Raw genomic sequence first — 19,012 nt, 5'->3', positions numbered from 1 at the left:
CGGATCACATGCTATCTAAGCTTAACGATTGAAACGGCGGGCCTTTAACTCGCCTGTGGAAAGGATTAGTCCCTATGAGCGGTATCAACGAATTCATCGACAACGAAATCAAGAGCAACGACGTCGTCCTCTTCATGAAGGGCACGCCGCAGTTTCCGCAGTGTGGATTCTCCGGCCAGGTCGTGCAGATTCTCGATTACATCGGCGTCGACTACAAGGGCATCAACGTGCTCGCTGACTCCGAGATCCGCCAGGGCATCAAGGATTACTCCAACTGGCCGACGATCCCGCAGCTCTACGTGAAGGGCGAGTTCGTCGGCGGTTGCGACATCGTCCGGGAAATGTTCCAGGCCGGCGAGTTGCAGCAGCACCTGCAGGAACATGGCGTGACCGTTCGCGGCGCTGCCTGACCTGTTCGGTCACCGGGCGTCCGCCCGGTTTCCAAATCTTGCATTTTGAGTCCGAGGCGCTGTGCTGAACAGCGCCTTGGCCCGTTTATGGGAATTTCATTGTGACAGATTCATCACAAACCGTGCACGCGGGCCAATTGCCCATGGGCAAAGGGGAATTCATTGCGCTCGCCGCCTTCTTGATGGCGGTCAATTCGCTCGCGATCGACATCATGCTGCCGGCACTGCAGCAGATCGGCGCAAGCCTTGGCGTCGAAAGCGAAAATCACCGTCAGTTCGTCGTTTCCGCCTATCTGCTGGGCTTCGGCTCGGCTCAGCTCTTCTACGGCCCTCTCTCCGACCGATTCGGCCGCCGTCTGCCGCTGTTGATCGGCCTTGTCATCTATATCTGTTCTGCGCTGGGGATCGCACTGGTACCGTCCTTTGCGGGCCTTCTCGCACTTCGCTTCATTCAGGGCATTGGTTCCGCAGCGACGCGCGTCATCACCATCTCCATCGTCCGTGATATCTACGGCGGCCGGCAGATGGCAGAGGTCATGTCCCTGATCATGATGGTCTTCATGATCGTTCCCGTCATCGCGCCGGGCAGCGGCCAGATCATCATGTTCTTCGGCAGCTGGCATCTGATCTTCGTGTTCATCGCCGTCCTGGCCGCTTTGATCTCGGTTTGGGCCTATATCCGCCTTCCCGAAACCTTGCGTCCCGCGAATGTCCGCCCGTTCACCGCACGCTCGGTGATCGGTGGCTTCAAGCTGGTTCTCACGAACCGCATCGCCCTCTGCTACACGATTGCCACCACCTTCATCTTCGGTTCGCTGTTCGGCTTCATCAATTCCGCGCAGCAGATATACGTCGGCATCTACGAGCTTGGGGTCTACTTCCCCTTCGCCTTTGCCGGCGTCGCTGTCTTCATGTCGCTTTCGTCATTCCTCAACGCGCGGCTTGTTGGCAGGTTCGGGATGCGGCGGTTGTCGCATGGCGCGTTGGTCGGCTTTATCACCGTCAACACCATCTGGCTCGCAGCCCTCGTTCTTGGGCCGCAACCGATGCCCTTTGCGTTTTTCATCTGCTTCTTCGGTGTGGCCATGTTCCAGTTCGGCTGGATCGGCTCCAACTTCAACTCGCTTGCCATGGAGCCGCTCGGCCACGTCGCGGGAACGGCTTCGTCCGTCCTCGGCTTCATGAGCACAGTCGGCGGCGCGCTGATCGGCGCCGGCATCGGCCAGGCATTCAACGGCACAGCATTGCCAATGGTCGCAGGCTATTTCACCGTCTCGATCATCGGTCTGGTCTTCGTTTTGATCGCAGAGAAGGGACGTCTCTTCCAGCCGCACAATCCTGCGGTCTGATCGGCTCTCTCCGCCCCTATTTCAGGATTTCGATTATGACGCCACCACATAAACCCCATGTTGAGAATCAGGGCTCCCGCCGCATAGGCATGGGCTTCGTCGAATTTGTCATTACCATCGCCATCATGACCGCCAGTGTCGCGATGGCGATCGACAGCATGCTGCCATCCCTGCCCGCGATCGGCCATTCGCTCGGTGTCACGAACGCCAACGATACGCAGCTCGTGATCGGCGTCTTCTTCCTCGGATTCGGCGTGTCGCAGATCATTTTCGGTAGCCTGTCTGATACCTTCGGCCGTCGAAACATCCTGCTTGGCGGCCTCGCCGTTTATGTCCTCGCTATGTTCGCCGCTGCCGCTACCGCCAGCTTCGAAATGCTGCTGATCATGCGCTTTGTCCAGGGCCTCGGCGGCGCAGCCGTCCGCATCACGACCATGGCGATTGTTCGCGACTGCTTCGGCGGCCGTGAGATGGCGCGGGTCATGTCCTACGTGATGATCGTCTTCATGATCGTGCCGATCGTGGCGCCTTCGGTCGGTCAGTTGATCATCACCTACGCCAACTGGCACTGGATTTTTATCCTGCTCGGCCTTGTCGGAGGGGTCTTGTTCATCTGGGCACTCGCGCGTCTGAAAGAATCTCTGCCGAAAGAAGAGCGCATCCCGTTATCGGTCGGCTCCGTCGTCGACGGTTTCAAGACCGTCCTGACGAACAAGATCACCTGTGGCTACATGATCGGGCTGACGATGTTCACGGGCGTCATCAGCGCCTACGTTATTTCGGTCCAGCAGGTGTTCGGCGAGGTCTACGGCCTTGGCGATTGGTTACCGATCGCCTTTGCGGCAACGGCCGGCGGCATCGCTGTCGCGAACTTCGCCAACGGGTTTTTTGTGCGCAAATTCGGGATGCGCCGCATCTCGCACGTTGCGATGATCCTGTTCACGATCGTGTCTGCAATCGGTTTCGTCAAAGCTCTCGGTGGCCGGCCCGATTTCGCCTTTGCCTATACCCTGTTCACGATCCTGCTGATGATGTTTGCGGTTATTGCCACCAATTTTACGGCAATCAGCCTGGAACCCATGGGCAACCTCGCCGGCACCGCGACAGCCATCACCGGCTTCGTATCGACGACCTTCGGCGCGATCCTCGGCGGCACGGTCGGACAGCTATTCAACGGGACTGTGCAGCCGCTCTTCGGCGGCTTCGCGGTGTTCGGGGCGATCAGCATCGCGGCAACGCTGTGGGCCGAAGGCGGCAAGCTGTTCACACATCCGGGTGACAGCCCGCACATCGATCAAGGCGCCGGGCATTTCTAGTAGACTGCCTTGCAACGCATAACGTTCCTTGTCGCCCGCAACACACCGTTGCGGGCGAAACTCTTTCGGGAGCTAGCGCCACACAAGGGCGACCGAAAGAGCCAGAGCCAACGCCATCGCGATATTGAAGAACCGCGCCGAACGTGGGGTGCGTAGAAACTGTGCCACGAGAGCGCCGAGGACAAGCCATACGAACCCGGCGGGAAACGCGGCGGCTGCGAACAGCGCCCCCATCCACAAGGCGCCACGTGCTTCAGCGTGCTGTGAAGACACAAGGAAGGTGCTGCCTGCGCTCAGCGCAACCAGCCAACCTTTCGGGTTTAGCCACTGGAATAGAAAAGCCTGCCGAAATCCAACCACGCGCCTCTGGCCATCCGCTTCAACAGTACCGGCATTGGCGATCTTCCAGGCAAGCCACAACAGAAACAGAGATCCTGCCAACTTCATCGCTATTACGATCGCTGGCGCCGCGGCGACAATTTCTCCGACACCGAAGGCGCTTAGAACAATCATTGCGCCCATGCCAAGCGATGCACCGAGCGGACAGCCGATGCCTCTCAAAGTGCCGACAGCAGCACCTGTGGACAGGACCAGAGTGTTACTGGGTCCCGGTGTAACCGCCGCGATAAACGCAAACAGCAAAAACGCCAGTGTCTGCCCTGTATCCATCATACTCTCCTCGTCATTTCGAAAACGGGAGAACATTTACGACTGGCGTGCCTGCTCGTATTGTACGTCTGTGCGCATGGCGTTTTCCTGGGAGCGCGAAATCTGGGCCCCCCAGGAAACGCTACCGCAACCCGCAGGAGGTCGCGGCTCCGATATCAGATCGTGAAAACTTCGCTCCGCAGAATGTCCCAGCTGTCCTTGTCGGGCGCAATCAGCAAGCCACCACTGGTGTGATGCGGAAGGTAAGGCGAACCGTCAATACGGGCCGCATGCGCGCCAGCCTCGATGCTGATCAGGGTGCCCGCGAGATGGTCCCAGGGCATGAGCTTATTATACATCAGATAGTGGACGTGACCGCCCGCAAAGGCGCGGTACTCATGGGCAGCACAGCGATAGTTGGCAAGGAACCGAACCTTGGCCAGATTGGCAAGGATCTCGCTGCGCTTCGGCTTCGGCAGGAAGCCCGTCGATGCCATGCCGACCATCTCCTCCAGCGCGACGGGCGCTGCAACGGCGAGCCGCTCCGCCTCCCCGCCAGGACGCCAAAGCCACGCGCCACCGCCCTTCTCCGCCATTACCCAGTCATCGCCCATCGGGTCGTAGATGATGCCGGCAACCGTTTCGCCCTTGGACACGACGGACGCCATCACGCCGAAGGCCGGAATGCCGGATGCGAAATTGAAGGTCCCATCGACGGGATCGACCACGATGGCAAGGTCCGCTCCCTCGAGCTTGCCGAGCAGATCAGGATCCGCCGCGACCGACTCCTCTCCGATGAACACGGCATCCGGCCAGAGTGCAGCGGCTTCAGCCTTAATCATCCGCTCCGCCTGCAGGTCCGCCTCCGTCACCAGATCGGTCGCTTCGCTCTTGGCGCGCACGTCATCGCTTCCAAGTCGACGGAAGCGCGGCAATATCTCTGCCTTCGCCGCCCGCCTCAGGAGATCGGCAAGCGTCGTTACATCTATCGTGGAACTCATGGACTTTCCTTCTTTGCCGTGGGCGCCGACTATTCACTCTTCGGCGCGGTCTCTCCGGCCATCAGGCCAGCGAAATCGAAAAGCTTGGGATCGAGCAGATGCGACGGGTTCACATGCGCAAGCGCTCTCAGCATCGTATCCTTGCGGCCCGGCATACGCCGCTCGATATCGGCGAGCATGTCCTTCATCGCATTGCGCTGCAGCCCGTCCTGGGAGCCGCAAAGATCGCATGGAATAATCGGGAACTGCATGGCAGCCGCGAACTTCGCCATGTCGTCTTCCGCGCAATAGGCGAGCGGGCGCAGCACCACGAGGTTGCCCTCGTCATTGAGCAATTTGGCCGGCATCGAAGCGAGCCGCCCGCCATGGAAAAAGTTCATAAAGAAGGTTTCGAGAATATCCTCGCGGTGGTGGCCGAGCACCAATGCGTCACAGCCCTCCTCCTTGGCAATCCGATAAAGATTGCCGCGACGCAGGCGCGAACAGAGCGAGCAATAGGTCGCTCCTTCAGGAACCTTCTCCTTCACGATGGAGTACGTGTCGCGATACTCGATGCGGTGCTTGACGCCGACCTTGGTGAGATATTCAGGCAGGATATGCTTTGGGAAGTTCGGCTGGCCCTGGTCGAGATTGCAGGCGATCAGTTCCACCGGCAGAAGACCGCGCCACTGCAGGTCGAGAAGAAGGGCGAGCAATCCATAAGAGTCCTTGCCGCCGGAGAGACCGATCAGCCAACGCGTCTGCCCCTTCAGCATTGCAAAATCGTCGAATGCCTGTCTGACGTTCCGCAACAGCCGCTTGCGCAGCTTGTTGAACGACACCGAGTCAGGAGCTTCGGCAAAGAGCGCGTGCGCGATCGCCCCATCCGCGTTCGGCGTTTCCAGCTCATCGGCAATGTTGGCTGCGATGTTCATTTTCTCGTCCAATCAGACTCTGCCTCCGCCTTAGCAGAAAGCGTCACGACAACCCAGCATCAATCGCCGAAAACAGACCAGCCAGTGCGGGCCGCCAGCATTTCGAGCGCGACAGCACCGAGCTGCGAGTTGCCGACCTCGTTGAGCCCCGGCGACCACACCGCAATCGAGGCAATGCCGGGCGCCACTGCAAAAATACCACCGCCGACACCACTCTTGCCGGGGAGACCGACGTGATAGGCAAAGTCGCCGGAACCGTCATAGTGGCCGCATGTCAGCATCAGCGCGTTGATACGTCGCGCCCGCTTCGGCGACACGACGGAGTGGCCAGTCATCGGATTGCTGCCGCGTGCGGCCAGAAACAGCCCGGCCTTCGCCAGCTGCTCGCAGGTCATCGACAGGGCGCACTGGTGAAAATAGACGCCAAGCACGTGTTCGACTGGGTGATCGAGGTTGCGATAGGCCCGCATGAAGTTTGCGAGCGCGAAATTGCGGTAGCCCGTCTGTGTCTCGGACCTTGCAACGCGATCATCGATGGTGACCGACTCGTCATCGGCGAGGTAGCGGACGAAGCGCAGCAACTCACCAATAGCCTCGCGTGGCGCATGGCCGGCCATGACAACATCGGTCACGGCAATTGCCCCCGCGTTGATGAAGGGATTGCGTGGAATGCCCTGCTCGTGCTCGAGCTGGACGATCGAGTTGAACGCCGAGCCCGAAGGCTCGCGGCCGACCCGCTTCCACAGTCCCTCGCCGACCTTGCCGAGTGCAAGCGTCAGCATGAAAACCTTCGAGATGCTCTGGATGGAGAACGGGACATCGGCATTGCCGACGCTGTAGACCTTGCCATCCACGGTGACGACCGCTAGGCCGAACTGGTTTGGGTCGACCTTGGCGAGTTCCGGAATGTAGTCCGCAACCTTGCCCTCGCCGATACGGGGGGTCAGCTCCTTGTGGATGCTATCGAGAACTGCCTGCAAGTCCGTCATCGTATCTCCCCAGATAACAAAAAAGCCGCCCCAGGAGGCGGCTTTTCCGTATGCGAAAACGCCTCGCGATTAACGCGAATAGAATTCGACCACCAAATGCGGCTCCATGACGACCGGATACGGTACGTCGCCGAGCGCCGGAACACGAGCGAAGGTAGCAACCATCTTGTTATGGTCAGCTTCGATGTAGTCCGGAACGTCGCGTTCAGCCAAGCCAACAGATTCCAGAACGGAAACGAGCTGCTTCGACTTCTGACGAACTTCGATGACGTCGCCAGCCTTGCAACGGTAAGAACCGATGTTTACGCGGACGCCGTTCACGGTCACGTGGCCGTGGTTGACGAACTGGCGAGCAGCGAAAACGGTCGGAACGAACTTGGCGCGATAAACGATCGCGTCAAGACGAGACTCCAGAAGACCGATCAGGTTTTCCGAGGTATCGCCCTTGCGGCGGTCGGCTTCAGCGAAGATCGCGCGGAACTGCTTCTCGCGCAGGTCACCGTAGTAACCCTTCAGCTTCTGCTTGGCGCGCAGCTGCACACCGAAGTCAGAGAGCTTGCCCTTGCGGCGCTGACCGTGCTGGCCCGGGCCGTATTCGCGGCGGTTCACCGGGGACTTAGGACGGCCCCAGATGTTTTCGCCCATACGGCGGTCAATCTTGTACTTGGACGATTCGCGCTTGCTCATCGTATTTCCTTTCAGAAAGTTAGAACGGTCTGTTGCCAAACCGCGTGAAGGAAACACGCCCTCCTTTGATCTTCTTTCGAGGATCCGACAGGATCATCCCATTACGCGAACAGGACAAATCCACGGGACATGTCAAATGAAACACCGGACATCTCTGCCCGGTGCTGGGGCGGTCTTTAGGGCGAAGTCGCTGGAATGTCAATCACAATTCCACGTTTTCGCCCGTGGCATTCGCCGAGGCGGCCTACTTCGCGCTGGCCGTCTCGGTCTTCAGGCCGAGCGCGTCGCTGATCGTATAGAACAGATCCGTCTGGTCCGTCAGGCCAGTGACATTGGCAGCGCGCGGCCCGTAAGCAGCAATGCGAAGCTGCGAGCCGGTATGGCCCTGGTCATCCGCATCGTCGGAGTTGCCGTAGCTCACGGCCATCACGGCGCCGTCCTTCGTCATCAACGCTTCCGTCAAGCCCGGAGCCTTGGCGTCGGCATCGATGATCTGGCTCGCGTGCGCATGATCGGCGGTGATGATGACGAGCGTGTCGCCGGCTTCTTGCGCAAACTTCAACGCTTCCTGAACGGCTTCATCGAGATCAACCGTTTCGCCGATCTGGCCGCACGGGTTGGCGGCATGATCCTGCTTGTCGATCGACGCTCCCTCGATCTGCAGGAAGAAGCCCTTCTCGTTCGTCCTGAGCAGTTCGATCGCCTTGGCCGTCATCTGTGCCAACGTCGGGGTTGCCGACGTGCGCTTCTCGTTGGGCTTGCAGACGACCGGCTCCTTCTCGACATTGCCGTAATGGCTGGCCTTCGGGCCTTCCCAGCGAACCGGCATATTGCCCTCGGCAAACAGGCCGAGTACCGGCGCACTGTCGTTCGCCTGCTTAACGGCCTGGAGCTCGTCAAGGTTCGAGACGATCTTGTAGCCTCGTTCCTCCGCCTGCTGGCGAAGCGTCTTGTCCTTCCATTCGCCGGCCTTGGCGGTCTCGCCGAAGCTCTTTGCGCCCCCGCCGAGTGTCACGTCGGGGCGCGTATCCAGCAACTGCTCGCTGATCGAACCTTTGCCGCCGTTTTCAAGCGCGTTCGTCGGGCACTTCTCTGTGGTGGATGCCGGGCTGTAGCACTTACGCTGGGTCACGTGCGCGATCTGCACGGCTGGCGTTGCATCCTGCAGTTCGGCTGTCGAGACATTGCCTGTGCCAAGACCGGCAGCCTTTGCCTTTTCGATCAGCGTTTCGTGGCTCTTCTCATGAATGTCGACGCCGATCGCGCCGTTATAGGACTTCACGCCCGTCGCCCAAGCGGTGCCCGAGGCAGCAGAGTCGGTCACATAGGTCGGCTTGCCCGTCTTCTTTTCGAGCGAATAATGCGTGTATTGCCCGGTGACCGGAAGCGCATCGATGCCCTTGAAATACTGGCCCGCGCCGACCGCATAGTTGCGTGCGATGGTGATCTCGGAGTCGCCCATGCCGTCGCCGATCAGGAGGATGACGTTCTTCGGGCGGGTATCGATGAGCGCGGCGCGATAAGCCTCGGTGATGTCGCCGGAAAGGCGGCGTGCGCCACCGGGAGCGCTGAGATCGGCGCTTGCCGCACGTTCCAGAAGCTTGTTCGCCGCATCATCTGCATAGCCAGGCTGAACGGCAACGGTTGCAAGCAGGCCGCCGACGACAAGGCGCAGCAGCTGGTGACGAACGTCGTTTCTCATGACCGAGATCTCCTTTTGATAATCCGCATCGACCGCACGGGTCGCGCGCCTTATCCACCACCCGAATGAAGCTCTTGTGACAAAAGCAACTGCTTCGTGTGACATTAGGGATCGAGTATAAACCGGGCACATTGTCCGCGCGCTATTTGCCGTCAATTCGGCCGTCATTCCGCTGCGGAGCGCACCTCATCCACATCAGGCGCATTGGCATCGCCGGGAGCCGTCTGGCAACTCATGTCGGGGAAAGCGACGATGCGCTTGCCGGCGAAGTCCGTGTGCACGACCACAGTCCCCTGCTCCTCGAAATAGCCAAGTAGACGTCTCGCACGCCGGGCCGAGTGGGTGCCGTAAGCGCGCGCAATCCGCGCATCCGAGGGGCATGGTTCGCCACAAATTGCCGCTTTTGCCAACATCAGGAAAACACCCTGAAGATCGTCGGTGACGCCAGAAGAGAGCGACAACGCCATTCCCCAGGCCTCGGTTTCTGCGGTCGCCGCACCTACGCCGGAACGCGAAATCGCCACGCGGCGTCGGAACTCCGACAAAGACATCGGAGCGCCTGGAACCCGGCGCATGCGAAGTCGCACCAGGAACTCCTGGTAAAGCACGGAATCCGTTCGGAATCCGGAGCTCGGATCGTCCAGTATTTCGTTGAGCACCGCCGTCAGCCGCTCCTCCCGTTCCTCGACCGACAGCTCGGGCTGAGGCGCACGCGTCTCCGAAACCGGAGCCGAGGCAGCAGGAGCCGATCGCGACAACTCCGCGAGAATATCGGTGGTCGGCCGTGGTGCGGGCGCGGCGCGCCGAACGATCGGCCGCTGAAATTCTTCCGGATCCGGGGTGAAGATCAGGTCTTCGACGTCCTGCGGTGCGTCCGGCAGCGGCATGAGCTTGGGGCTCGACGAACGCGCCGAGGTCTCGACATTACCGATCTGGATCGGCAGCGGGCGGCGGGACAAGGCCGGCCCAAGCGCAACGAAATTGCCACGCTTCAGGTCACGGAACATTTCCGCCTGCCTGCGATCCATCCCGAGCAGATCGGCAGCACGCGCCATGTCGATGTCGAGGAAGGTGCGCCCCATCAGAAAGTTCGAGGCTTCCGCGGCCACGTTCTTGGCAAGCTTTGCTAGGCGCTGCGTCGCGATCACGCCGGCAAGACCGCGCTTGCGGCCGCGGCACATCAGGTTCGTCATGGCGCCAAGCGACATCTTGCGGGCATCTTCCGAGACGTCGCCGCCGACCGAAGGCGCAAACATCTGCGCCTCGTCGACCACGACGAGAACCGGATACCAGTATTCGCGGTCGGCATCGAACATGCCGTTGAGGAAAGCGGCTGCGGCGCGCATCTGCTGCTCGATATCGAGACCCTCGAGGCTCAGAACGCAGGAGACGCGATGCTGGCGGATACGATTGGCAATACCGGCCAATTCGGCCTCGGTGCGCTCGCCGTCGACGACGACGTGGCCGAACTTGTCCGACAGTGTGACGAAATCACCTTCGGGATCAATGATGACCTGCTGCACCCACTGCGCTGATTGCTCCAGCAGACGGCGGAGCAGATGCGACTTGCCGGAGCCGGAATTGCCCTGCACCAGAAGACGGGTAGCCAGAAGCTCTTCGATATCGAGCGTGGCCGGATTGCCTCCCGACGCCGATCCCATATCGATACCAACCTGCAATGTTACATTCCTCTTTCAATCAAACATGGCGTCCTAGCAGGTTTGGCCGTGTCTTTGGCAACACGCCCGCGCAAACCCACAGAAGAAAAACGTCAGAAACTTGCCTTCAACATTCGCGCAAAGGCCAGGCTGACCGCGAGAGGTACCAGCAAGACCGCCAATCCGACCCGTAGCCCTGATACCTCCGCGATAAAACCGATCAGAGGCGGTCCAATCAGAAAGCCGGTCAGTGCCATGAAGGATAGGATCGCGACATTGGCGGCCGCCGGTCGATCCCTGAGGCTTGCCGCCGCGGTAACAGCCAGCGGAAAGCCGACCGACACACCGATCCCAACCAGTGCAAAGCCCGCCAGCGTCACCAGGCTATGCCAGGCAAAGACGACCATGAGCATGCCCACCAGCGAAGCCGCGCCGCAGCCCCGGGCCAGTGAAATCGCCCCGAGCCGCTGTTTCAGATGGTCGCCGCTGAAACGGCCCGCCGCCACCATCATGGCGAAAATCGTATATCCAATACCGGTCATCATGCCGTCGGTCTGGAAAACGTCCTTGAGATAGACGGCAGACCAGTCGGCAATCGCTCCTTCGGTCATCGTAATCCCGAAGACGAAGGCGCAGATGCCGAGCAGCGCGCTGCTTGGCAGCTTGATCGGCATATGCGGCGGCGCCGCGCCAGCTTCGCGATCGGGGGGCAGGCGGAGGCTTGCTACAATGGCAAACGGCAAAACGACGAAGGCAGCCGCCATGATCGCCCCTTCGGCCGGCGCGGCAATCGCCACCATTCCCGAACCAAGCAGGCTGCCGGCCATGATGCCTAGGCTCCAGAAGCCATGGCAGCGGTTCATGATAACAGAGCCGGTATCCTTCTCAGCACGATCGGCTTCGACATTCAGCCCAAGCTCCAACGTCGACATGGCAACGCCAAGGAGGGCAAGCGCGATGAACAATTCAACCGGCGTCCGGGAGAAGGCAGGAAGGCAGACAATCACCGAGAAAACTACAAATCCTGCGATGACTGTGGTTTTGCCGCCGATGCGCGACACCACTCGTCCGGCGACAGGCAGCGTCGTGAGGATGCCGACCGGCATGCCGAGCAGCGCCAGCGCAAGATCAGCAGGACCGAGCCCCAGACGAGCCTGGATTTCGGGAATGCGCGGCAACCAGCTGCCAAATGCAATCGGTTGCAGGAAGAAGATAGCCATAACAAGTTTTTGGAAGGACATGCGGAGCCTGGCGGGATCGATGCGAATCACAACCCTCAGTTTGCGCAGTCATCAGGTCTTGCGAAAGCCCCTATCGCATCAACGTTCGACGCGATTGCGCGGGAGCCGCCTGACCAGCCGGTCAGCCCTGCAAGCAGCCCATCAAGCCTTGAGACCAAAACCCTGCATCAGCCGCCTCGTCGCAAAATCGGGATTGCCTGAGGTGAAGACCGCAAAGTCGAAATTATCGGGATGCACGGCATCGGCGACATGCGGCACGAGGCTGCGGGCACGCCGGGCAATTGCCTCAGCGGGATCGAGCCAATCTACCGGCCAGGGCGCAAGTCGACGGAAGACGTTCGCCATGAAGGGATAGTGCGTGCAGGCGAGCACGACGATATCGGTCTTCGATCCGTCTTTCTCCACGAAGCATTGATCTATCTCGGAAAGAACAGCCTCATCCGACACCACATCACCGCGGATATAGGCCTCGGCCATTCGGGCCAGATTTTCGGACCCGACCAGACGCACATGGCACTGCTGCGCGAAGGACTGGATCAGGTCGCGCGTATAGGCCCGCTTGACCGTACCCGGCGTTGCCAACACGGAGACAAGCCCCGAGCGTGTCCGCTCGGCGGCCGGCTTGATCGCCGGTACCGTGCCGACGAAGGTCATCTGCGGAAACGCCGCACGCAGATCGGTGCCAACAAGCGTAAAGGCCGTGTTGCAGGCGATGATGCAGACTTCGGGATCATGCTCGTCAAGCAGCTTGGCGAAAAGACCAATGATCCGTTCCTTCAGTGCTTGCTCTTCCCAGCCGCCATAGGGAAAGCCGGCATCGTCAGCAATGTAGATGAAGCCGCGCTCCGGCATCAGCACGCGCGCTTCCCGCAATACGGTCAGCCCTCCGATACCGGAATCGAAGACCAGAACCGGTTTCAGCTCATTCAGCGCTGCTGTCATCTTCCGACTGTTCCTTGACGTCGACGGGCGGCCGCCTCCCGCGCGGATATTTCCGCGAGAAGCGGTCGAGGGAGGAGATTACGCCGCGCAACACGCTGATTTCCTGCTCCGTGAACGCGCGACGGGAAAGGACTGCCCTGAGGTTGTCTACCATTTTCGGCTTTTTCGCGGGCGGATGGAAATAATTGCGTGCATCCAGCGCTTCTTCCAACTGGTCGTAGAGACCGAACAATTGTTCCTTCGTGGATTGCGTCTGCGACATCGCCTGGAAGGGAACGGATCCGACATCCTCCATGCCCGACTTCATCCACTCGTAGGACATCAGCAATACCGCCTGGGCGATATTGAGCGACGCAAAGGCGGGATTGACCGGGAAGGTGACGATCTCGTCGGCCAGCGCAACCTCCTCGTTCGTGAGTCCCCAGCGCTCGCGGCCGAACAGGATGCCGCTGCCCTCGCCTGCCTGGAATTTGGCGCGCAGCGTTTGCGCCGCCACGACGGGCGACCGTACGGGCTTGAAGCCATCGCGCTCACGCGCTGTCGTTGCGTAAACGAAGTTCAGGTCGGCGATAGCTTGCTCGAGTGTGTCGTAGACCTTGGTGCCCTCGATGACGTGGTCGGCCTTCGAGGCGGCGGCCTGTGCCTTCTCGTTCGGCCAACCGTCACGCGGATTGACGAGCCTCAGTACCGAGAGGCCGAAATTCGCCATGGCCCGCGCGACCATCCCAATGTTCTCCCCCATTTGGGGTTCGACGAGAATGATTACCGGACCTTCCGTGAGAAGTTGCCGCTCGCTGTTCGTGCCTGCCATGATGCTGGATCCTTTTGCTACGGGCGGAATAGCCAAGCCGGGCCGAAACGGCAAGGGTCAACCATTCGGGTAGAGGCGATCGAGCGTTGAGCCGATCATCTCGACCCCAAGGCGCGCACCCGCATGCGACAGCGGCAAATGCCGTTCCGGTGCACTGCTGGCCTTTTGGTCGACGAAGAAGCAGTCAGACTGGCGCTTTGCGAGAAGCGTCGCACGCTCACGTTCAGCATAGATCAGTTTCATGCCATCGTTGTCACACGCGCTCCTGTCGAAATCCTTCGCCAGGATTCGCGCCCAATAGGTCGCCGCAAGAAAGATCGCGAGCGTCTGCCGTATGTGTCCTGGCCTGGTGACAACCGACCAGGTCGAACCGAGTGGGCGGGCAGCTGCAGCTATGTCCCGGTAAGCCGCATCGAGCTTCTGCGAAAGAGCGATCAGCGCGTTCGTTGCTTCGCCCACCGCTGCGGCAGAAAGCAGCTCTTCCAATGCCGAAAACCACGTCGCCAGCGCCGTATTGAGCGCGCTGCGCGTTCGCGCAGGAAAAACGACGAAGGCAATGAACGTGCCCGCCGCAGCCCCAAGCATTGTTTCTTCGACGCGCAGCAACAGCAGGTCGACTGTCAGCGATCCCGTCATGCCATAGACTAGGCAAAGCGCAATCGATACGAAGAAGGTCATTATCGCGTAGGATGTCTGAAGAAAATAGAAGGCCAGAAAGATGGCAATCGTGGTGATTACTAGGGCAACCGCCATATGCCCCGTCAGGGCTGTTGCGAGAAACAAGCCCATCGCAATCCCGAACAGCGTCCCAAGCGAGCGTTGCAGGGCCTTCATCGCCGTATCACCACGCGAATTCGTGTTGGTGAACACCAGGAAGGATGCAAGCACCGCCCAGAACCAACGTTCGCGTGACAGCATCAGCCCGAGGGTCATTGCGATTGCCGATGCCAGCGTAATCTGCAGGGCCGCGCGGATCAGGGGATTGGCCAGCGAGAAGTCGATCTTCGCGGGAGCAGCAGTCGCTTCGGTTACAGCCCAGACTTCGGCAAATCCTGTCGAATAGCCCTTCTCGATCGTTTCCGAGAGGAGCACTCGCGCCTCTCCCAGCCGGATCAAGGACCGAGCCGTCTTGGCCTGCAGATCATCCGATTTCTTCGCCTCCACCAGAACGGGATCGCCCTCGATGACGGCATGAACGAGAGCGAACGGCGGCAAGCTCTGCGAGCTCAGCACAATCGCACTCTCCGCGGCAAGGTGGACGTCGAACAGTCGGATCGCCAGGATTGCCGCAGGCTCGGTACCATCAAACACGCCGGACGGCGGCCGCGGGATGAACCCCTCGGCCATCAGAACGACTTCCTTCAGGCGGATTTCCAACTGCTCTAATTTGTGCGCATCCCTCGCCGTCATTCGCCCAACGGAGGCGAGCGTCGCGATCTTGAACAGGATCTGGTTGATGCGGCCGCGCACACTTTCGAGTGAGCGCAAGAGATCCGGGCGCCAATCATCGGGGAGGACAAGAGAGCGCACGACATGCCCGATCAATGCCGGGACGATGGGCCCCATTGCAATCAGCGGAAGCTCACCAAGCGGGGGGCGGAAATAGGCACCCATGAAATAGGAGGTGAAGGCGAACATGCCGATTGCGTGTCCGCGTGGCCCGAACACTCGCCCGGCAGCAGCAAGAAAGATGATGATGAGAAAGGCCACATCCGAAACGATGCGATTTGATTCCAGGGCCGCGGCAAGGCCGACGACACAGACACTTGCGGCACAGCCGAGCAAGCGTGTCACGAGTTGCGGTGCGCTCCCCTTGTCCTTTACCGCGACGCCACCCTCGATCGACAGGACAAGCCCCAACCCATACGCAGCGGTCGGAAGCGGAAGCAGCAGCCTGTCGATTGCCAATAGCACCCCGTACGAGAGCGCCATTGTCAGCGTCACCCGCGACGCCATTCGCAAGCGCGAGAGCGCCGGGTCGTTGGCGAGAAGCCAGTCGCGGAAATCAAAACCGGAAAGCAAGCAGCCCTGGCCTCTCATTCAGCCCCCGACAGCCAATGGCCGAGGGAATTTCTCGACACACCGAGGACGGCCCCATCACCCGAAGCGACCGCCCTTCAACAACGAAAACGTAGCACACAGGCTTCGTTGGAAAAATGCAGTCCGCGCTTCACTGACCTTTGGCGATCTGCACCATCGTATTCTTGAGCGAGTTCGCCGGTTGCCCGGGATCGCCCTCGGTGACGATGTCGTCGATAACAGGCTTGCCGGCTTCTTCAAGCATCTCGAATCGAACGGTCGTCACCGCCTCCTTGTCCGATCCGTCGTCCATGCAGGTCGCCTTCTTGAAGGTGACGACGACCTCCGTCGCGCCACCGGCGGTCGGCTTCGGCTCATAGGTCAAATCTTCGAGTGGACACGCATCCTCACCATTCACGATCACATCGTAGTCGAAGGGCGAGACACCATCTTCGTCAGCAGCCGGGTTCTGGATCGCTGCCTGGTATTTCGTCACGAAATCCTTGCTGTAAAGCCGCGATAGCTTGCCCGGATCAAAGATGTCGATCCAGTCGCTATCTGCGCCCGACCAGTTCTTGATCGTCGCATCCATGATCTCCTTCACAGGCGCGGTAACGTCGGCGGCAAGCATCGGCGAGGTCGAACCGAGCAGGATCGCGAGGACAAGGGGAATCTTCTTCATGGCGAATATCCGGGCAATGGTTTTGCGCCGGAGACTAGCCATTTTCCTCCGCTTGGCAATGGCCGCAAAAACGCCGCCGCATCCTGCTTCCGGCTTTGCACTCCCGGTCCACAATGCTATAGCGCTCGGGATTTTTATATCACCCACCTGGGACGTCGGTCCCTTCCAAGCTTAACGAGGCAGATACATGAAGAAGATCAAGGTCGCCAATCCCGTCGCCGATCTCGACGGCGATGAAATGACTCGCATCATTTGGCAGCTCATCAAGGATAAGCTGATCCATCCGTATCTCGACCTCGAGATCGATTACTTCGATCTTTCCGTTGAAAACCGCGACGCCACAAATGACCAGGTGACGATCGACGCCGCCAACGCCATCAAGAAGCACGGCGTCGGCATCAAGTGCGCGACAATCACGCCGGATGAGGCACGCGTCAAGGAATTCAACCTCAAGCAGATGTGGAAGAGCCCGAACGGCACGATCCGCAACATCCTCGGCGGCGTCATCTTCCGCGAGCCGATCATCTGCAAGAACGTTCCGCGCCTGGTTCCCGGCTGGACGCAGCCGATCGTCGTTGGCCGTCATGCCTTCGGTGACCAATACCGCGCGACCGACTTCAAATTCCCGGGCAAGGGCAAGCTGACCATCAAGTTCGTCGGAGAAGACGGGCAGGTCATCGAAAAGGAAGTCTTCGACGCCCCCGGCGCCGGCGTTGCCATGGCCATGTACAACCTCGACGAGTCGATCCGCGAATTCGCCCGCGCTTCGATGATGTACGGCCTGATGCGCAAGTGGCCGGTCTACCTGTCGACCAAGAACACCATCCTCAAGGCCTATGACGGCCGCTTCAAGGACATCTTCGAGGAAGTCTACGAGACCGAGTTCAAGGACCAGTTCAAGGAAATCGGCATCACCTACGAGCACCGCCTGATCGACGACATGGTCGCTTCGGCGCTGAAGTGGTCCGGCGGCTATGTCTGGGCATGCAAGAACTACGACGGCGACGTCCAGTCGGACACGGTTGCCCAGGGCTTCGGTTCGCTCGGCCTGATGACCTCCGTTCTGCTTACGCCGGATGGCAAGACGGTCGAAGCCGAAGCCGCACACGGCACGGTTACCCGCCACTACCGCCAGCACCAGAAGGGCCAGGAAACCTCGACGAACTCAATCGCCTCGATCTTCGCCTGGACCCGCGGCCTCGCCCATCGTGCCAAGCTCGACGACAATGCGGAACTCGCAAAGTTCGCAGCGACGCTCGAAAAGGTTTGCGTCGACACCGTCGAAGCCGGCTTCATGACCAAGGACCTGGCGCTGCTCATCGGTCCGGATCAGCCGTGGCTCTCCACGACTGCCTTCCTCGACAAGATCGATCAGAACCTGCAGAAGGCGATGGCGTAAGCCAAGACCAATATCCGAATGGACGGCGGGGATTTCCCCGCCGTTTTCGTTTCAAGGACAAGCAAAGGGAACAAGAGGATGACCATAACAATCCGTCCGCTGCAACCATCCGACCGGGTCGCCTGGGAGCCTCTGTGGGCCGGCTACCAGCGCTTCTACGAGGTTGTTATCCCGCCCGAGACGACGAACCTGACCTGGAGCCGATTTCAGGATCCAGGCGAAGACATGCACGCGCTTGGCGCCTTCGACGACAGCGGCCGCCTTGTCGGTATCGTTCATGCGATTTTCCACCGTTCGACCTGGCTGCCGAAATGGACCTGCTATCTTCAAGACCTCTATGTCGACGACACGCAGCGCGGTCTCGGCACAGGTGCGGCTCTCATCGATGCCGTGGCGGATCTTGCCCGCGCGAATGGGGCTGGCCGGCTCTACTGGATGACGCATGAAACAAACGCCACCGCCCGAAGACTCTACGACAGGATCGCCGAACGATCCGGTTTCATCCAATATCGCAAGCCGCTGTAGATAGTTAGGGCCTTTGCGCCGGACCTCTCTGTCCTATGTCCCTGATGGCGGACTTGATACGCTGCATTCAGCAAACGAGGAGGAGTTCATGGCAGACGAACTGGTATTTTATACGAACCCCATGTCGCGCGGCCGCATCGCCCGCTGGATGCTGGAAGAGACAGGCGTACCGTACAAAACAGAGATCATGACCTTCGGCGGAACGATGAAGGCGCCTGAATATCTCGCCGTCAACCCGATGGGAAAGGTCCCGGCCATCAGGCACGGAAAAACGATCGTGACTGAGTGCGCAGCGATCTGCGCCTACCTCGCTGAGACCTTCCCCGAAGCCGGGCTCGCTCCAACATCAGATGAACGCGGCAGCTACTACCGCTGGATGTTCTTTACCGCCGGACCGCTGGAGGCAGCGGCGACCAACAAGGCATTGGGCTTCGAAACGCCACCAGACAAAGCCCGGATGGCGGGATATGGCAGTTTCGCCGACGTGATGAACGCGCTTGAAGGCGCCGTCAGTGCCACACCTTACGTTGCCGGCAATCGTTTCACGGGAGCCGATGTTTACGTCGGCTCCCATATTGGCTGGGGCATGAGCACAGGTACGCTTGAAAAGCGCCCAGCGTTCCTCAACTATCTCGGCCGCATCTCCGATCGCCCGGCCTACAAGCGTGCCACCGCGATCGATGACGAAGCCATGAAGGCTGCCCAGTAGAAACAGGTCG

Annotated in this window: 18 protein-coding genes; 6 read left to right on the top strand and 12 right to left on the bottom strand. The window is 60.1% G+C overall.

Annotated elements, in window-relative coordinates:
• Positions 1-74: 74 nt before the first annotated feature.
• From grxD to AC1DPR_RS01065, 3 genes are all read left to right on the top strand, one after another.
• Positions 75-410: a Grx4 family monothiol glutaredoxin gene (gene grxD / locus AC1DPR_RS01075; RefSeq protein WP_016554134.1), complete on the top strand. Its 336-nt coding sequence runs from the start codon at positions 75-77 to the stop codon at positions 408-410.
• A gap of 143 nt (positions 411-553) precedes the next feature.
• Positions 554-1,759, top strand: coding sequence for a multidrug effflux MFS transporter (locus AC1DPR_RS01070; RefSeq protein WP_018854872.1), 1,206 nt, complete (start codon positions 554-556; stop codon positions 1,757-1,759).
• Between the two features lie 35 nt (positions 1,760-1,794).
• Positions 1,795-3,075 (top strand): multidrug effflux MFS transporter, encoded by a 1,281-nt coding sequence (locus tag AC1DPR_RS01065; protein WP_026371477.1) that lies wholly within the window; start codon positions 1,795-1,797, stop codon positions 3,073-3,075.
• Between the two features lie 72 nt (positions 3,076-3,147).
• On the opposite strand, the gene AC1DPR_RS01060 is transcribed toward AC1DPR_RS01065, so the two are convergent.
• From AC1DPR_RS01060 to AC1DPR_RS01005, 12 genes are all read right to left on the bottom strand, one after another.
• Positions 3,148-3,744 carry a LysE family translocator gene (locus AC1DPR_RS01060; protein ID WP_018854870.1) on the bottom strand — a complete coding sequence of 199 codons (597 nt, stop codon included), beginning with the start codon at positions 3,742-3,744 and terminating at the stop codon, positions 3,148-3,150.
• Positions 3,745-3,899: 155 nt separating this feature from the next.
• On the bottom strand, positions 3,900-4,724 hold the full coding sequence (locus AC1DPR_RS01055) for an inositol monophosphatase family protein (protein WP_477815623.1): 825 nt from the start codon (positions 4,722-4,724) through the stop codon (positions 3,900-3,902).
• A 29-nt stretch (positions 4,725-4,753) separates the two neighbouring features.
• Positions 4,754-5,638, bottom strand: coding sequence for a tRNA 2-thiocytidine(32) synthetase TtcA (ttcA, locus tag AC1DPR_RS01050; RefSeq protein WP_169680270.1), 885 nt, complete (start codon positions 5,636-5,638; stop codon positions 4,754-4,756).
• A 59-nt stretch (positions 5,639-5,697) separates the two neighbouring features.
• Positions 5,698-6,627, bottom strand: a complete 930-nt coding sequence (locus tag AC1DPR_RS01045; RefSeq protein ID WP_018854867.1) for a glutaminase — start codon at positions 6,625-6,627, stop codon at positions 5,698-5,700.
• A 69-nt stretch (positions 6,628-6,696) separates the two neighbouring features.
• Positions 6,697-7,314 carry a 30S ribosomal protein S4 gene (rpsD, locus tag AC1DPR_RS01040; protein WP_025661699.1) on the bottom strand — a complete coding sequence of 206 codons (618 nt, stop codon included), beginning with the start codon at positions 7,312-7,314 and terminating at the stop codon, positions 6,697-6,699.
• A 244-nt stretch (positions 7,315-7,558) separates the two neighbouring features.
• Positions 7,559-9,016, bottom strand: coding sequence for an alkaline phosphatase (gene phoA / locus AC1DPR_RS01035; protein WP_477815622.1), 1,458 nt, complete (start codon positions 9,014-9,016; stop codon positions 7,559-7,561).
• 164 nt (positions 9,017-9,180) lie between these two features.
• Positions 9,181-10,695 (bottom strand): ATP-binding protein, encoded by a 1,515-nt coding sequence (locus AC1DPR_RS01030; protein ID WP_018854864.1) that lies wholly within the window; start codon positions 10,693-10,695, stop codon positions 9,181-9,183.
• Positions 10,696-10,787: 92 nt separating this feature from the next.
• Positions 10,788-11,915: an MFS transporter gene (locus AC1DPR_RS01025; RefSeq protein WP_477815621.1), complete on the bottom strand. Its 1,128-nt coding sequence runs from the start codon at positions 11,913-11,915 to the stop codon at positions 10,788-10,790.
• A gap of 141 nt (positions 11,916-12,056) precedes the next feature.
• Positions 12,057-12,857: a glutamate racemase gene (gene murI / locus AC1DPR_RS01020; protein ID WP_018854862.1), complete on the bottom strand. Its 801-nt coding sequence runs from the start codon at positions 12,855-12,857 to the stop codon at positions 12,057-12,059.
• A complete protein-coding gene (locus AC1DPR_RS01015) occupies positions 12,838-13,668 on the bottom strand; it encodes an RNA methyltransferase (RefSeq protein WP_018854861.1) in 831 nt (276 codons plus the stop codon). Before AC1DPR_RS01015 ends, murI begins: the two co-directional genes overlap by 20 nt.
• A 57-nt stretch (positions 13,669-13,725) precedes the next feature.
• Positions 13,726-15,708 (bottom strand): FUSC family protein, encoded by a 1,983-nt coding sequence (locus tag AC1DPR_RS01010; RefSeq protein WP_477815620.1) that lies wholly within the window; start codon positions 15,706-15,708, stop codon positions 13,726-13,728.
• 130 nt (positions 15,709-15,838) lie between these two features.
• Positions 15,839-16,369, bottom strand: a complete 531-nt coding sequence (locus tag AC1DPR_RS01005; RefSeq protein ID WP_018854859.1) for a hypothetical protein — start codon at positions 16,367-16,369, stop codon at positions 15,839-15,841.
• Between the two features lie 187 nt (positions 16,370-16,556).
• Here AC1DPR_RS01005 and AC1DPR_RS01000 point away from each other — a divergent pair, with 187 nt between their 5' ends.
• The 3 genes from AC1DPR_RS01000 to AC1DPR_RS00990 all read left to right on the top strand — a co-directional run bounded on the left by AC1DPR_RS01000 (position 16,557) and on the right by AC1DPR_RS00990 (position 19,002).
• Positions 16,557-17,768 (top strand): NADP-dependent isocitrate dehydrogenase, encoded by a 1,212-nt coding sequence (locus AC1DPR_RS01000; RefSeq protein ID WP_018854858.1) that lies wholly within the window; start codon positions 16,557-16,559, stop codon positions 17,766-17,768.
• 78 nt (positions 17,769-17,846) lie between these two features.
• Entirely contained in the window at positions 17,847-18,293 is a 447-nt protein-coding gene (locus AC1DPR_RS00995; protein ID WP_477815619.1) for an N-acetyltransferase family protein, read from the top strand.
• A gap of 88 nt (positions 18,294-18,381) precedes the next feature.
• On the top strand, positions 18,382-19,002 hold the full coding sequence (locus AC1DPR_RS00990) for a glutathione S-transferase family protein (RefSeq protein WP_018854856.1): 621 nt from the start codon (positions 18,382-18,384) through the stop codon (positions 19,000-19,002).
• Positions 19,003-19,012: the final 10 nt, after the last annotated feature.

The organism is Rhizobium sp. 01T417, from assembly GCF_056398905.1.
Note: the sequence above shows the minus strand (reverse complement) of the source record. Positions and strands in the feature narration are given on the sequence as shown.